This is a genomic window from Bradyrhizobium pachyrhizi (genome assembly GCF_029714545.1).
In the GTDB taxonomy this organism is placed as follows: domain Bacteria; phylum Pseudomonadota; class Alphaproteobacteria; order Rhizobiales; family Xanthobacteraceae; genus Bradyrhizobium; species Bradyrhizobium pachyrhizi.
This window is the reverse complement of sequence record NZ_CP121667.1, coordinates 2427654-2442476: the sequence shown is the minus strand read 5'-3', so window position 1 is coordinate 2442476 and position 14823 is coordinate 2427654. Positions and strand designations below refer to the sequence as shown.

Annotated in this window: 13 protein-coding genes; 6 read left to right on the top strand and 7 right to left on the bottom strand. The window is 66.6% G+C overall.

What is annotated here, in order from left to right; translation table 11 throughout:
• Positions 1 to 99: 99 nt before the first annotated feature.
• Genes QA639_RS11190 through QA639_RS11175 form a run of 4 tightly spaced genes read right to left on the bottom strand, consistent with a single transcriptional unit; the run spans position 100 to position 2922 of the window.
• Positions 100 to 1356: a CCA tRNA nucleotidyltransferase gene (locus QA639_RS11190; RefSeq protein WP_050387371.1), complete on the bottom strand. Its 1257-nt coding sequence runs from the start codon at positions 1354 to 1356 to the stop codon at positions 100 to 102.
• On the bottom strand, positions 1353 to 1616 hold the full coding sequence (locus QA639_RS11185; protein ID WP_028333189.1) for a DUF6111 family protein: 264 nt from the start codon (positions 1614 to 1616) through the stop codon (positions 1353 to 1355). Before QA639_RS11185 ends, QA639_RS11190 begins: the two co-directional genes overlap by 4 nt.
• On the bottom strand, positions 1613 to 2248 hold the full coding sequence (locus tag QA639_RS11180; protein ID WP_428841175.1) for a CoA pyrophosphatase: 636 nt from the start codon (positions 2246 to 2248) through the stop codon (positions 1613 to 1615). The genes QA639_RS11185 and QA639_RS11180 overlap by 4 nt, the downstream gene beginning before the upstream one ends.
• 32 nt (positions 2249 to 2280) lie before the next feature.
• Positions 2281 to 2922: a DUF1285 domain-containing protein gene (locus tag QA639_RS11175; RefSeq protein WP_157340495.1), complete on the bottom strand. Its 642-nt coding sequence runs from the start codon at positions 2920 to 2922 to the stop codon at positions 2281 to 2283.
• A 241-nt stretch (positions 2923 to 3163) separates the two neighbouring features.
• On the opposite strand from QA639_RS11175, the gene QA639_RS11170 reads away from it, so the two are divergent.
• From QA639_RS11170 to QA639_RS11145, 6 genes are all read left to right on the top strand, one after another.
• Complete coding sequence (locus QA639_RS11170; RefSeq protein ID WP_028333192.1) at positions 3164 to 4168, top strand: AAA family ATPase; 1005 nt, start codon at positions 3164 to 3166, stop codon at positions 4166 to 4168.
• Positions 4168 to 5109 carry a DUF58 domain-containing protein gene (locus tag QA639_RS11165; protein ID WP_050387372.1) on the top strand — a complete coding sequence of 314 codons (942 nt, stop codon included), beginning with the start codon at positions 4168 to 4170 and terminating at the stop codon, positions 5107 to 5109. The genes QA639_RS11170 and QA639_RS11165 overlap by 1 nt, the downstream gene beginning before the upstream one ends.
• The gene (locus QA639_RS11160; protein ID WP_028333194.1) at positions 5109 to 7919 is read left to right on the top strand and encodes a DUF4159 domain-containing protein; all 2811 of its coding nucleotides are present in this window, start codon (positions 5109 to 5111) and stop codon (positions 7917 to 7919) included. The genes QA639_RS11165 and QA639_RS11160 overlap by 1 nt, the downstream gene beginning before the upstream one ends.
• 1 nt (position 7920) lies before the next feature.
• Entirely contained in the window at positions 7921 to 9984 is a 2064-nt protein-coding gene (locus QA639_RS11155) for a hypothetical protein (RefSeq protein ID WP_283089769.1), read from the top strand.
• A 163-nt stretch (positions 9985 to 10147) separates the two neighbouring features.
• Positions 10148 to 10570: a DUF2946 family protein gene (locus QA639_RS11150; RefSeq protein WP_283089768.1), complete on the top strand. Its 423-nt coding sequence runs from the start codon at positions 10148 to 10150 to the stop codon at positions 10568 to 10570.
• Between the two features lie 111 nt (positions 10571 to 10681).
• Positions 10682 to 13048 carry a TonB-dependent receptor gene (locus tag QA639_RS11145; RefSeq protein WP_283089767.1) on the top strand — a complete coding sequence of 789 codons (2367 nt, stop codon included), beginning with the start codon at positions 10682 to 10684 and terminating at the stop codon, positions 13046 to 13048.
• 170 nt (positions 13049 to 13218) lie between these two features.
• Here the strand turns inward: QA639_RS11145 and QA639_RS11140 are convergent, their stop codons facing one another.
• From QA639_RS11140 to QA639_RS11130, 3 genes are all read right to left on the bottom strand, one after another.
• A complete protein-coding gene (locus QA639_RS11140; RefSeq protein WP_016839733.1) occupies positions 13219 to 13536 on the bottom strand; it encodes an EthD family reductase in 318 nt (105 codons plus the stop codon).
• Positions 13537 to 13649: 113 nt separating this feature from the next.
• The gene (locus QA639_RS11135) at positions 13650 to 14162 is read right to left on the bottom strand and encodes a GNAT family N-acetyltransferase (RefSeq protein ID WP_050387376.1); all 513 of its coding nucleotides are present in this window, start codon (positions 14160 to 14162) and stop codon (positions 13650 to 13652) included.
• Positions 14163 to 14201: 39 nt separating this feature from the next.
• The gene (locus tag QA639_RS11130; protein WP_028333199.1) at positions 14202 to 14690 is read right to left on the bottom strand and encodes an NUDIX domain-containing protein; all 489 of its coding nucleotides are present in this window, start codon (positions 14688 to 14690) and stop codon (positions 14202 to 14204) included.
• Between the last annotated feature and the right edge of the window lie 133 nt (positions 14691 to 14823).

Here is a 14823-nt window from a genome sequence, read left to right as displayed (position 1 = left end):
TCCATGCGACGTTCGACCGATCGTCGTTCAGCCAATTGCCACCGTGCCGCCGCGGATCACGGCGGCATCGAGACGCCGGCAAGAAAACTCAGAGGAAATTCAAAGCCGATGATCGCGGGTGAAACGGGCCGCGGTCTGGTCGGCGATATCGGACAGTATCTTCGGCTCCAGCGGAAAGTCCGCGGCCAGCCAGGCATCCTCCGCCAGGGTCAGGACATGGCCGAGTGCCGGTCCCTCGGCAATGCCGCGCGCGATGAAATCCGAGGCCCGCAATGGAAAGTGAGGGGCGCGCCAGCGCTCCGGCAGCGTGGCGAGCGCGCGCCACTGATCGACGTCCTGGCCCGCGCCGGTTCGCGCCCAGGCCAATAGCACCCGGTCGCGATAGGGCTCCTCGTCGAGCCGGTAGAGCCTTCGCCTGGCATGCGCCTCGTCCATGGCGGGCAAGCGCCACCAGCGATGGCCCATCGAATCGAGCGCCTTGGCCTCGGCGTTGGAGAGCCGCAGCCGGCTGGCGATGCGCCGCGCGTCCTCCGTCACGGCGACCGTCAGCGCGGCGAGCCTTCGCATCGCGCTCGGCGCGAGCACCATCAGCCGCTCGATTTCGATCATCGCCGCGAACGGCCCGGTATAGGCAACGCCGCCAAACAGCGGCTGCAGCAAGCCGCCGTCACCCATCGCGACCACCGCGCTCGCGGCGCCGTTCGCGACCACGAGCTTGAGCATCTCCATACGGATCCGCTCAGCCGAGAGGCCGGAAAGTCCCGCGCGCCCGCCGATGCAGGCAAGATAACCGGCGCGATCGACCTCGCCCGCGCCATAAGCGGCATGAAAACGGAAGAAGCGCAGGATGCGCAGATAGTCCTCGGCAATCCGCTGCGCGGGATCGCCGATGAAGCGCACGCGCCTCGCCTCGATGTCGGCGAGGCCGCCGACGTGATCGTGCACGACGCCCGAGGCGTCGACCGACAGGCCGTTGATGGTGAAGTCGCGCCGCTCGGCGTCACGCACCCAGTCGCGCCCGAACGCCACCCTGGCCTTGCGGCCATAGGTCTCGGTATCCTCGCGCAGCGTCGTCACCTCGAAGGGCTGACTATCGACGACCAGGGTCACCGTGCCGTGCTCGATGCCGGTCGGCACGCTCTTGATGCCCGCCCGCTTGGCGCGGCGGATCACCTCCTCCGGCAGCGCCGTGGTGGCGATGTCGATGTCGGCGAGCGGAATCTGCATCAAGGCGTTGCGCACGGCCCCGCCGATCACCCGCGCTTCCTCGCCGTCGGCGTTGAGCAGGTCGAGTACGCGCGCCGCAGGCCCGGAAGCGAGCCATGGCGCGTCGGACAACAGGCGCACCTCGCTCATTTCTCAACTCCCGGCACCAGCTTGCCGTTCTCGATATGGGCTGGAACGTAGGTCGAATTCGGCGGCGCGCCAGTCAATTCGGCCAGCAGCACGAAGCTCACGATGACCATCACCAGCGCCACCAGCGTCAGCTTTGCGATCATGTCGAGCGGCCATGACGCCGGCAGCGTCACGCCGGACCGCGTCGCGATGAGGAAGATGGCATAGACCGCGAACGGGACCAGAAAGATTCCGATCTCGGTCAATACCGTGCGGATCATGACAGATAGATCCGCTCATACAGCACGCGCAGAATGCCCGCGGTCGCGCCCCAGATGTAGCGCTCGGCGAACGGCATCGCGTAATAGGACCGGTCCATGCCGCGGAATTCCTTGGTGTGGATCTGATGATTCTCGGGATTCATCAGGAAGGCGAGCGGCACCTCGAACGCATCGACCACCTCCGCCTCGTTGATCGCAAGCGTGAATCCCGGCTTCACCTTCGCGACCGTCGGCAGAATGCGGAAGCCGAACGCGGTGCCATAAAGGTCGAGATAGCCGACCGGGTCGATGAATTCCCGCTTCAACCCGACTTCCTCGCAGGCCTCGCGCAGCGCGGCATCGAGCGGCGAGGCGTCGGTGGCGTCGATCTTGCCGCCGGGAAACGAGATCTGGCCGGCATGGCTCGACAGATTGGGCGAGCGCTGCGTCAACAGCACGGTCGGCTCGGGGTGATCGACCACCGGGATCAGCACCGCGGCCGGCCGCACCGGCTGCTCCTGCGCCACGATCTCGAGCATGCGGTCGTTGCCGGAATCTCCGGTGCGCGGAATGATATGCGGATCGACCAGGCCCGCCGGCACGTCGAAAGTGAGCCGCGTGCGGGCCCGCGCGAAGAATTCCGTCGAGCTGATCGTCGCCGGCTCCACCTTCAGCAACGGCTCGTTCAAAGTGCGTCCCTCACCTGACTGGCATCGGCCATCGCGAAGAACTCGCCGCCGGACTCGATGCCGAACATCTCCTGACCATCGACCATCCGCTGCTCGCCCATGTCAACCAGATCGTAATAGAGCGCGCGGGTGACCTTGGCCCACAAATCGGCGCGGACATGCAGGTAGGGCGTCAATCCGCCGTCCTCGGCCGCCTCGAATCTGAGGCCGTGGCCTTTCTCGCAATCGACCCAATCGTCGACATTGGTGCGGAACCTGAGCAGGCGGCCGCGCGCGTCATCCCCGGTCTGCATTTCCACGGCAAGGAACGGCGCGTCATCGACGCGGATGCCGACCTTCTCCACCGGTGTCACGAGAAAGTGCTTGCCGTCCTCGCGCTTCAGGATCGTGGAGAACAGCCGCACCAGCGCGGGGCGGCCGATCGGCGTTCCCATGTAGAACCAGGTGCCGTCAGGCGCGATTCGCATGTCGAGATCGCCGCAGAATGGCGGATTCCACAGGTGAACCGGCGGCAGGCCCTTGCGTCCGGCCGGACCCGATGTCGCAGCTTGATTGGCGGCCGTGGTGAGCCCTTCGAGACCCTTGCTCCCGAGGCCCGTGGTTTCCCTGCCGGAATCGCTCTGCCCTTGCTTCGCCATTGTTTGCCTTAAACTTTCCTACCTTCAATCTGGCACGTTTGGTGCACATATCCTGAGATGTGGTCGGGATGTCATTCTCGCCACATCGTGATGCCGTTCATACCCTGAAACACCGATAAGGTGGGGATAGTTTAATTCAACGAATACATGGCCTTCGCTCAGGTTTAGCATGAGGGCCGAGATGACGACAGATGATGACGACGCGCCAATGTGCGCGCATCGTCAAGAAGGAGCGGATCGAATGGCTGGTGCAGACAGCGTCGAGAAACTGGAGGATGTGATCGTCCGTTCGGCCGAGCAGGTCGCGGGCCAGATCAAGGCCGCCAAGGAAGCGGTCTCCACCGTCATCTTCGGCCAGGACCAGGTGATCGAAAACACCCTGGTGACGATCCTGTCCGGCGGCCACGCGCTGTTGATCGGCGTGCCCGGTCTCGCCAAGACCAAGCTGGTCGAGACCCTCGGCGTCACGCTCGGCCTCGATGCCAAGCGCATTCAGTTCACCCCCGACCTGATGCCGTCGGACATTCTCGGCGCCGAAGTGCTCGACGAGAGCTCGGCCGGCAAGCGTTCGTTCCGCTTCATCGCAGGTCCAGTGTTCGCGCAGCTGCTGATGGCCGACGAGATCAACCGCGCCAGCCCGCGCACCCAGTCGGCGCTGCTGCAAGCCATGCAGGAGCAACACATCACCATTGCCGGCGCGCGGCATGATTTGCCAAAGCCGTTTCACGTGCTCGCGACACAGAACCCGCTCGAGCAGGAAGGCACCTATCCGCTGCCCGAAGCGCAGCTCGACCGATTTCTGATGGAAATCGACGTCGACTATCCCGATCGCGACGCCGAGCGGCGCATCCTGTTCGAAACCACCGGCGCCGAAGAAGCCGCGGCCAAACCGTCGATGGATGCCGAGACGCTGCTCACCGCGCAACGCCTGGTGCGGCGCCTGCCGGTCGGCGATTCCGTGGTCGAGGCGATCCTGACGCTGGTCCGCGCCGCGCGTCCCGGCACTGAGGGCGGCGAGGCCGGCAAGCTGATCGCCTGGGGCCCAGGTCCGCGCGCCAGCCAGGCCTTGATGCTCGCGGTGCGCGCCCGTGCATTGCTCGACGGGAGACTCGCGCCGTCGATCGACGATGTGCTCGATCTCGCCGAGCCCGTGCTCAAGCACCGCATGGCGCTGACCTTCTCGGCGCGCGCCGAGGGCCGCACCATTCCCGACGTGATCAAGCAACTGAAGACCCGGATCGGTTGATGGCCGCAGACAACAGGCACCAGAACGAGGAGATCCTTGCGGTTCGACGTGCCGATGGCGAAAGCCGAACGCTCGCCGCATCGCTGCCGCGTCTGGTTCTTGAGGCCCGCCGTGTCGCTGCTAACGTCATCCATGGCCTGCACGGCCGCCGCCGCGCCGGCTCGGGCGAGAATTTCTGGCAATACCGCCGCTTCGTCTCCGGCGAGCCGTCGCAGCGCGTCGACTGGCGCCGCTCGGCACGCGACGACCATCTCTATGTCCGCGAGCAGGAGTGGGAAGCCGCGCACACGGTGTGGATCTGGCCCGACCGCTCGCCGTCGATGGCCTTTGCCTCGCGCGAGGCGCGCGACAGCAAGCTGGAGCGCGGACTAATCGTAGCCTTCGCGCTCGCCGAGCTGCTCGTTGCGGGCGGAGAACGCGTCGGCATTCCCGGCCTGCTGAATCCGACGGCAAGCCTCAACGTGATCGACAAGATGGCGGAAGCGATGTTGCACGACGAGAAGACGCGCGCGAGCCTGCCGCCGTCCTTCGTGCCGTCGTCGCTGGCCGAAGTCGTCGTGTTGTCGGATTTCTGGTCGCCGATCACGGAGATCACGGCGATGCTGGCCGGGCTTTCCTCCTCCGGCGCGCACGGCACCATGATCCAGGTCGTCGATCCGGCCGAAGAGACCTTCCCCTATTCCGGACGCGTCGAATTCGTCGAGCCGGAGATCGGCAGCGTTATCACCGCGGGCCGCGCCGAGAGCTGGGCGAGCGATTATGTCGCCCGGGTCGCGCTGCACCGCGACCAGATCCGCGGCGAGACCAATCGGCTCGACTGGCTGTTCTCGACCCACACCACCAGCCGCTCCGCGGCCGAGCTGCTGTTGTTCCTGCATGCCGGCATGATGGTGAGCAAGGGCGGCGGCCGCTCAATAGTCAAGGCGGGACGCAGCGCATGATCGCAGGCCTCCCCCTCTCCTTTGCCGAACCGCTGCTGCTGCTGGGGCTGGTCAGCCTGCCGGTGCTGTGGTGGCTGTTGCGCGTGATGCCGCCGCGGCCGCGCCGGATCGAGTTTCCGCCGACACGTCTATTGTTCGACATCGCGCCCAAGGAGGAGACGCCGTCGCGCACGCCGTGGTGGTTGACGCTGCTGCGGCTCGCTGCCGCCGCGCTCGTCATCTTCGCCGCTGCCGGCCCGATCTGGAATCCGCAGACTGGCGTTGCCGCCGGTAAATTGCCGCTGGTGATCCTGCTCGACGACGGCTGGAGCGCGGCCTCGAGCTGGGACGCGCGGATCAGGGCGGCGGACGAACTGATCGCCAACGCCGACAGCGACCGCCGCGGCGTCGCGCTGGTGCCGCTGTCCGAGCCCGCGCGCGACATCACGCTGATGCCGGCCGGCGCCGCGCGCGTCGCGCTGCGCCAGCTCGCGCCGAAGCCCTACTCGGTCGATCGGGTTGAAACCCTCGGCGCGCTTGGACGTTTCCTCAAGTCGACCGGCGACTGCGATATCGCCTGGCTGTCCGACGGCGTCGACACCGGACGCGGCAGCGAATTCACCGAGGGGCTCGGCAAGGTGATCGAGAGCCGCAATCTGACGATCTATGCGGGCGGAGCGCAGTCGGCGCAGGCGCTGGTCGCGGCCGAGAACGCCGCCGCCAAGATGACGGTGAAGGTGCTGCGCACCGAGAGCGGCATCGCGGCGGGAACGGTGCGCGCGGTCGACGCCAAGGGCTCGCCGATCGGCGAGGCCCGTTACACATTCGGACCGCAGGATCGCGAGACCGAAGCCGCCTTCGATCTTCCGGTCGAATTGCGCAACGACATCGCACGGCTCGAAATCTCCGGCGAACATTCGGCCGGCGCCGTGCAGCTGCTCGACCGGCGCTGGCGCCGCCGCGCCATCGGCGTGGTCTCGGGTGCGAGCAACGACACCGCGCAGCCACTGTTGGCGTCGACCTTCTATCTCTCCCGCGCGCTGTCGCCATTCGCCGATGTCAGGCTCGGCGATCGCGGCGCGCCGCAGCAGGTGATCGGGCAATTCCTCGACCAGCGGCTGCCGATGATCGTGATGGCCGACGTCGGCACGCTATCGCCGGAGATTCGCGACCGGCTCAATGCCTGGATCGAGCAAGGCGGCGTGCTGGTGCGCTTCGCAGGTCCGCGCCTCGCCCAGGCCGATGACGACCTCGTTCCCGTCAAGCTGCGCCGCGGCGGACGCACGCTCGGCGGCAGCCTGACCTGGGAGAAGCCGCAGCACATGGCCTCGTTCGCCGCCGATGGCCCGTTCTCGGGCCTCACCGTGCCGAAGGACATCACCGTCAACCGCCAGGTGCTGGCCGAGCCCGACGCCGTGCTCTCGACCAAGAGCTGGGCCTCGCTGGAGGACGGCACGCCGCTGGTCACCGGCGAGCGTCGCGGCAAGGGCGTGGTCAGCCTGTTCCATGTCGGCGCCGACATGCGCTGGTCGGACCTACCGATGTCCGGCACCTTCGTCGAGATGTTGCGCCGGCTGATCGACATGTCCGGCTATACCTCGAAGCCCGGCCCCGGCGTCGCCAGCGATCCCAATGCCGAGACGGTTGCGCCGCTGCGCACGCTCGACGGCTTCGGCGTCTTCGGCCCGCCGCCCTCGAGCGCCAAGCCGATGTCGGCGGACTATCGCGATCGCGGCACGGCCGACCATCCGCCCGGCTTCTACGGCACTGCCGAGAGCCCGATCGCGGTCAACACGCTCGCCTCCGCCGATCGGATCGCGCCGCTCGACACCTCGGCCCTGCGCGCGACGCGTGCGAGCTACACCAACGCCGAACCGCGCGACCTGCGCGGCATCATGCTGTCGACGGCGCTGGCGCTGTTCCTGCTCGATGCGATCGTGGTGGCCTTGCTCGGCGGCGGCCTTGCCGCGCTGGTCCGGCGGCGCGCGGCGCCGGCCGTTCTCGCGTTGGCCTTCATCCTTGCGACCACGATGGTGCCCGCGCCGAGCCGCGCGCAGAACGCCAGCAGCGACGACTTCGCCATCAAGGCGGTGTCGCAGACGCGGCTCGCCTACGTCGTGACCGGCAATGCCGACGTCGATTCCATCGTCAAGGCGGGGATGTCCGGACTGACGCTATTCCTCGGACAGCGCACCGCGCTGGAAGCCGGCGATCCCGTCGGCATCGATCCCGCGCGCGACGAGCTGGCGTTCTTCCCCCTGATCTACTGGCCGATCGTGCCGGGCGCGGCGAAGCCGCCGCAGGATGCCATCAACAAGATCGACGCCTACATGAAGCAGGGCGGCACCGTCATCTTCGATACCCGTGACGCCGTCGAAGCGCCGCCGGGGGACAACGGCTCATCGCAAACGCCCGGCATGCAGACGCTGCGCGAATTGCTGTCGACTCTCGACGTGCCCGAGCTCGAGCCGGTGCCGCGCGAGCACGTGCTGACCAAGACGTTCTATCTGCTGCGCGACTTCCCCGGCCGCTTTAACTCCGGCCAGACCTGGGTCGAGGCGCTGCCGCGCGAGGACGACGACGAGGCTGCGCAGCGCCCGGCGCGCGGCGGCGACGGCGTCTCGCCGATCATCATCACGTCGAACGACCTCGCCGGTGCCTGGGCGATCCGCCCCGACGGCCAGCCGATGCTGCCGCTGACGCCGGGCGAGCCGCGCCAGCGCGAATTCGCCTTCCGCGCCGGCGTCAACATCGTGATGTACACGCTGACCGGCAACTACAAGGCCGATCAGGTGCACGCGCCTGCCTTGATCGAGCGGCTGGGACAATAACATGAACTACGGCATCGCGTTCACACCGTTGGTTCCTTCGCTCGTGCTGTGGCTCGCGCTCGGCGCGATCGTCGTCATCGCCGTGTTGCTCCTGGTGTCGCGCGCGCGGGGCGCCGCGGTGCGGGTCGCCGCGCTGGCGCTGATCCTGCTGGCACTGGCCAATCCCTCCTTCACCCGCGAGGACCGCGAGCCGCTGTCCTCGGTCGCTGCCGTCGTGGTCGACAAGAGCCCGAGCCAGAATTTCGGCACGCGCAACCAGGAGACGGACAAGGCGCGGCAGGCGCTGGTCGACAGCCTGAAGCAGATCAAGGGCCTCGAGGTCCGCGTCGTCGAGGCGGGTCAGGCCGATGGCGAGACCGATGGCACGAAACTGTTCGGCGCGCTGACGTCGGCGCTGTCGGACGTTCCGGTCGAGCGCGTCGCCGGCGCGTTCATGATCACCGATGGCCGCGTGCATGACATTCCCGCCAACACCCAGGCGCTCGGCTTCCAGGCGCCGGTCCACGCACTGATCACCGGCCGCAAGGACGAGCGCGACCGCCGCATCGCGATCACCGCCGCGCCGCGCTTCGGCATCGTCGGCCAGACCCAGACCATCACCTTCCGGCTCGACGACCAGGGCGTCACCGGCGAGCGCGCCAAGGTCACGATCCGCCGCGACGGCGAAGTGATCAACGAGCGCACCCTGACCAGCGGTCAGACCTCAAGCGTCGACATCGACATCAAGCACGCCGGACCCAACATCGTCGAGATCGAGGCCTCGCCGCTCGAGAACGAGCTGACACCGGTCAACAACCGCGCTGTGGTCGCGATCGACGGCGTCCGCGACAAGCTGCGCGTGCTGCTGGTGTCCGGCGAGCCGCATTCCGGCGAACGCACCTGGCGCAACCTGTTGAAGTCCGACCCCAGCGTCGATCTCGTGCACTTCACCATTCTGCGTCCGCCGGAGAAGCAGGACGGCACGCCGATCAACGAGCTGTCGCTGATCGCATTTCCGACCCGCGAGCTGTTCCAGCAGAAGATCAACGAATTCCAGCTGATCATCTTCGATCGCTACGCCCGCCAGGGCGTGCTGCCGATCGCCTATTTCGACAACATCGCGCGCTATGTCCGCGCCGGCGGCGCGGTGCTGGTCTCCGCGGGTCCCGACTACGCCTCGACCACCAGCATCTGGCGCACCCCGCTGGATTCGGTGCTGCCGGCCGAACCGGTCGGCGTGACCGAGAAGCCGTTCTACGCGCACTTAAGCGATGCCGGTAAACGTCATCCGGTGACGCGCGGGCTGGAAGGCTCGAATGCCGAGCCGCCGCATTGGAGCCGGTTCTTCCGCACCGTCGATACCCGCAACGCGATCAATCCGCCGGTCATGACCGGCGCCGACGGCAAGCCGCTGCTGCTGCTGTCGCGCTTCGGCGAAGGCCGCGTCGCGCTGCTGCTCTCCGACCACATCTGGCTGTGGGCGCGCGGCTACGAGGGCGGCGGCCCGCATCTCGATTTGTTGCGGCGGGTGTCGCACTGGCTGATGAAGCAGCCCGACCTCGATGAAGAGGCGCTGCGCATGCAGGTGCAGGGCAAGGATCTCATGGTGGTGCGCCAGACCATGGCCGACACCGTCTCGCCGGTCACCGTGACGTCGCCGAGCGGTACCACGCGTGAACTGACGCTCACCGCCGGCGATCCCGGCGAGTGGCGCGCGACGCTGCCCGCCAACGAGCTCGGCCTGTGGCAGGCCACCGACGGCACGCTGAAGGCGCTGATCAATGTCGGCCCGACCAATCCGAAGGAATTCTCGGAGGTCACCTCGACCACCGACATGCTGAAGCCGCTGGCGCAGGCGACCGGCGGCGATGCACGGCGCATCGTCGACGGTTCGAGCCTCGACATGCCGCGCGTCGTGCCGGTGCGCTCCTCCTCGATCTTCCGCGGCGACGGCTGGCTCGGCGTCAAGATGCGCGACGCCAGCGTCGTCAAGGGTGTCGGCGTGCTGCCGATGTTCGCCGGCCTGGTCGGCCTGCTGCTGTTGCTCGGTGCATTCGCGGCAACATGGCTGCGCGAGGGCCGCTGAGCCCGGCCGGGCTCGCGTCGGCGTTGCGTCAAACACACACAGGCAACGCATCGACACGGTTTGTCTGAACGCTGGTTGACATCGCGCACGCCATCCGATGTTATAATATAACATCGGGGCGCTGGGGTGTTGATGCGCTCCCGATTGGGCGGGCGTTATCGGCATGAAGTGGTTCCGGCAACACATCAAGACTGGCTCGCGGCTGGCGCTGTTCGCGCTCGCCGTCCAGTTCATGCTGTCATTCGGGCATTTCCATCCGATCGCGGCTGCGCAAGCGGCGCCCGCAGTCCAGACCGGGCTGTCGCTGGTCGATCTCGCCTATATCGGGACCTCGGCGACGCCGGACCTCGCCGTCCAGGTGACCGGGACGCCACAGCCCGCCAATCCCGACAACGACCGGCACCCGGCCGACAATTGCGCGATCTGCGCCGTCATCTCGCTCGCGAGCAGCATGCTGTTCACGGCGCCGCCGGTGCTGTTGCTGCCGGAAGCCATCGAGCTTCTGTTCCGCACTACCAATGCCGAATTCGCCCATCTGAAATCGGCGCCGGCGGCCTTCCGCTCCCGCGCACCTCCCCTGTCCTGACATCGACTGATTGCTGAACGCCCTGAGCGGACGGCCGCGTCACATTTGCGGCCTGCGCCGGTGGGGCAAATCGGAATCGATCCGTCATTTTGACGGGCCTGGATCGGGACAATGACACTTCAGAAGAAACGAGCACTCCACATCGGGAGCGTGAGCTGGCTATTGCTGGGAGCGATGAGCCACAATGCGCTTGCCGACGACACGCCGACGCAACTCCCTGACATCACCGTGACGGCACCGAGCCCGATCCAACGGCACCGGACCGCGCCAACGCGCACGCCGAGCCATGTTGCCCGGTCCGCGCCGAGCCGCAACCGCGAACGCGCCGCGGCCGTGCAACCGGCGCCTGCGGCACCGGCGCCGGCACCGCAGCAGGGGGTGCTGCCCGTGGTGACCGATCAGTTCGCCACCGTCACCGTGATACCCAACGAGGAACTGCGGCGCTCCGGCAGCGCCACGCTCGGCGATCTTCTGTTCTCCAAGCCCGGCATCACCGGTTCGAGCTTCGCGCCCGGCGCGTCGAGCCGGCCGATCATCCGCGGCCTCGACGTCAATCGCGTCGGCATCGTCGAAAACGGTCTCGGCGGCGGCGGCGTGTCGGATCTCGGCGAGGATCATTTCGTCCCGATCGATCCGCTCTCGACCAACCAGATCGAAGTGGTGCGCGGTCCGGCCGCGCTGCGCTACGGCTCGACCTCGATCGGCGGCGTCGTCAGCGCCACTAACAACCGGATTCCCGATGCGATGCCGACCTGCGCGGCGGCGCCGTTCCAGAGCTACGGATTGCCGGTGAAGGCTCCGCTGGCCGACGCCGGCGCGCCGGGTTGCCTCAATGTCGAGACCCGCACCTCGGTGAGTTCGGTCAACCGCGGCGTCGAGGGCGGCATGCTGCTGGACGCCGGCGGCAACAATGTCGCCGTGCATGCCGACGTCTATGGCCGCACCACCAGCGACTACAGCATCCCGAGCTATCCCTATTTATTTGTGCCCGGCCAGCCATTCAACGGCCGCCAGCCGAACTCCGCGACGCAGTCGGACGGCGCGTCGGTCGGCGCCTCCTATTTCTTCCAGGGCGGCTATATCGGCGCGGCGATCACCCAGAACGACTCGCTCTACCACATCCCCGGCACCGACGGCGCCGATCACCAGACCCGGATCGACGCGCACCAGACCAAGATCGCCATCAAGGGCGAGTACCGGCCCGATACTGCTGCAATCGATGCGGTGCGGTTCTGGGTCGGCGCGACCGACTATCGCCACAACGAGCTCGGCCTCGCCGATCCGACCGACCCGTTCAGCGACGGCGTGCGGCAGACCTTCACCAACAAGGAGCAGGAAGCCCGCGTCGAGGTGCAGATGATGCCGTTCAACGCGCGTTTCGCCACGGTGACGACCGCGTTCGGCGTGCAGGCCGGGCATCAGGAGCTGACCGCGCCGAGCCCGGACGATCCAGGCTCGCTGTTCAACGGCCTGTGGAGTCCGAACAACAACAACCGCGTCGCGGGTTACGTGTTCAACGAGTTCAAGTTCACGGATTCGACCAAGGCGCAGATCGCCGGCCGCATCGAGCATGTCGACCTGCACGGATCGATGCCGAATTTCCCGGCGGACTATCTGCCTGACGGCGCACCGCAGATCTCGATCGCACGCAATCCGTCCTACACGCCAGTCAGCGGCAGCATCGGGCTACTGCAGAACCTGCCCGGCGATCTCGTCGGCAGCATCACCGCGCAATATGTCGAACGCGCGCCGAAGCCTGCGGAGCTGTTCTCGCGCGGCGCGCATGATGCGACCGCGACTTTCGACATCGGCAATCCGAACCTGACCATCGAGACCGCGAAATCGGTCGAGATCGGCCTGCGCAAGGCGACCGGACCGTTCCGCTTCGAGGCCACCGCCTACTACACCCGCTTCAGCAACTTCATCTATCGCCGCCTGACCGGGGTGATGTGCGGCGACGATTTCGACTCCTGCGGCAATGGCGACCCCAACAATGAGGCGCGGCAGGCGGTTTATTCGCAGCGCGACGCGATCTTTCGCGGCGCCGAATTCCAGAGCCAGTTCGACATCGGCCCGCTCAACGGCGGCATCTGGGGCATCGAGAACCAGTTCGACGTGGTGCGCGCCACCTTCACCGACGGCACCAATGTGCCGCGGATTCCACCAGTGCGGCTTGGCGGCGGCTTCTATTGGCGCGACAGCAACTGGCTGACCCGCATCAATCTGGTGCACGCCTTTGCGCAGAACGACATCGCCGTCATCGGCGAGACCCCGACCGCGGGCTACAATCTCCTCAACGCGGAGATCACCTACAACACCAAGCTGAATTCGTCATGGATCGGCGCGCGCGAGATGACGCTCGGTCTGGCCGGCAACAATCTGCTCAACCAGAACATCCGCAACTCCGTTTCCTATACCAAGGACGAGGTGCTGATGCCGGGCCTCGGCGTGCGGGCGTTCGCCAATCTGAAGTTCTGAGCCAAGCGTATCCCTCTGCCGCCAGCGGCAGAGGGATTTTGCGATCGCGTAGCCCGGATGGAGCGCAGCGCAATCCGGGAGATTGCTCCCGCGATGAGACTGATCCCGGATTTCGCTTCGCCCCATCCGGGCAACCAGCGTCTCTGAGGGGAGCCGCGTAACCTGCTCGATCAGTGGCCGACGACGACTTCACTGATCTGGATCACCGGCTGCAGATCGGTGTAGTTCGGGATGTCCCCCATGATCTCCTGGGCGTGCTTGCCCATGCCGGCGGCAAAGGCCTCAACCGAGTCACAGAAGATGTGGCACATTCCGACATAGGTTGCGGGTTGCCCCGGTGCGCCGCCGGCGAGGCCCTTGTCGACGGTGTAATATTTGCATGCGTCGCCCAGCCGCGCCTTCACCAGCGGCATGTGCTTGTCGCGATAATAGTCGTGATCAAAGCGTGCGCCTGGATTATTCGGATACATCACACTGACCTTGATCATGGCGCGCACTCTCCCTGTTGATATGACATGCGCCGGTCTTGTCCCGGCGCTTGCCTCAACTGTGCTTCAGTTTCCGATGGTGCGCAACCGTTCCGGCACCGCTCGCGCGGATGTCAGATCGCCTTGCTCCAGTCCGGCTGGATCGGCCCGGATACGCCCTCGAACGCGCCGTCGACCAGTTCCATGACAAGCAAGCGACTGTAATCGACCGGGCCGGGCATGGTCATGCGTCCCTTCGGGACCGGCTTGAAGCCGACCCGCGCATAATACGGCTCGTCGCCGACCAGCACGATCAGCCGATGGCCTTTGGCGCGGGCATCATTGATCGCACGCTCGAGCAGCGCACGGCCGACGCCGCGGCTGCGGAACGGCGGCTCGACCGTCAACGGCCCAAGCATCAGGGCCGGCGTATCGCCGATCGTGACCGGCAGCTGGCGCACCGAGCCGACCAGCAGCGTGCCGATCCGCGCCGTGAAGGAGACATCGAGCAGATGATCAACATGCTCGCGCAGCCGGTAGGCGCTGAGCACGAAGCGGCCGGGCCCGAAGGTGCGCTCGTGCAGCCGCTCGATCGCCTGGGCGTCTTTCGGGGTCTCGGGCAGGATGGTCAGGGACAATTCGGTCATTGTGGGGCGCGGAATAGCATCTGGCGCGGGCGCGGTCCATCACCGCCATGTCGCCGTCGGCGGCTTGCCCTCGAGCACCTCCGCGATCCGCAGCCGCGTGCCGGGGGTGGTCTCGTCAGGCAGATCAGCCGGATCGAAGAAGCCGCAGGCCACGATCTCGCGATTCGGCTCCGGCAGGCGGTCCTGCCGATAGTTCCTGACGACGTAGACCGCGACATGATCGCGCGGCGAGACGTGGCTGTTGTGGAAGATGCCGTGCAGCGCCGGCTCGCCCTTGAGCTCGATCCGCCCCTCCTCCTCCAATTCGCGCCGCAGCGACTCGATAAAGCTTTCGCCGACCTCGACCCCGCCGCCCGGCAGATACCAGCCGTGGACGTAGCTGTGCTTGACCAGGAACACCCTGTTGTCGGCATCGAGCACGACGGCACGGACCCCGAGCGTCATGCTGCGGACCAGCCGCCAGTAGAAATGAAACACCCATCTGATCTGCGGCTCGTAGCGCTTGCGTAAATCGAGCAGGACCGTCACTGAACCCTCGACATCATGGTGCTTGATCCGTGCATTGATCCTTGCGCGCCTGCGCGGCTCTTGCCAATACAGGGCAGGACGTTCGGGATAGCACGACATGACCGGCTGGCGGCCACTTTTCGCGGACAATCCG

Bases quoted from the DNA above. Each gene is read 5' to 3' on its own strand.
- QA639_RS11190 (WP_050387371.1), bottom strand. From the start codon at position 1,356: ATGAGCGAGGTGCGCCTGTTGTCCGACGCGCCATGGCTCGCTTCCGGG.
- QA639_RS11185 (WP_028333189.1), bottom strand. From the start codon at position 1,616: ATGATCCGCACGGTATTGACCGAGATCGGAATCTTTCTGGTCCCGTTC.
- QA639_RS11175 (WP_157340495.1), bottom strand. From the start codon at position 2,922: ATGGCGAAGCAAGGGCAGAGCGATTCCGGCAGGGAAACCACGGGCCTC.
- QA639_RS11170 (WP_028333192.1), top strand. From the start codon at position 3,164: ATGGCTGGTGCAGACAGCGTCGAGAAACTGGAGGATGTGATCGTCCGT.
- QA639_RS11165 (WP_050387372.1), top strand. From the start codon at position 4,168: ATGGCCGCAGACAACAGGCACCAGAACGAGGAGATCCTTGCGGTTCGA.
- QA639_RS11155 (WP_283089769.1), top strand. From the start codon at position 7,921: ATGAACTACGGCATCGCGTTCACACCGTTGGTTCCTTCGCTCGTGCTG.
- QA639_RS11150 (WP_283089768.1), top strand. From the start codon at position 10,148: ATGAAGTGGTTCCGGCAACACATCAAGACTGGCTCGCGGCTGGCGCTG.
- QA639_RS11145 (WP_283089767.1), top strand. From the start codon at position 10,682: ATGACACTTCAGAAGAAACGAGCACTCCACATCGGGAGCGTGAGCTGG.
- QA639_RS11140 (WP_016839733.1), bottom strand. From the start codon at position 13,536: ATGATCAAGGTCAGTGTGATGTATCCGAATAATCCAGGCGCACGCTTT.
- QA639_RS11135 (WP_050387376.1), bottom strand. From the start codon at position 14,162: ATGACCGAATTGTCCCTGACCATCCTGCCCGAGACCCCGAAAGACGCC.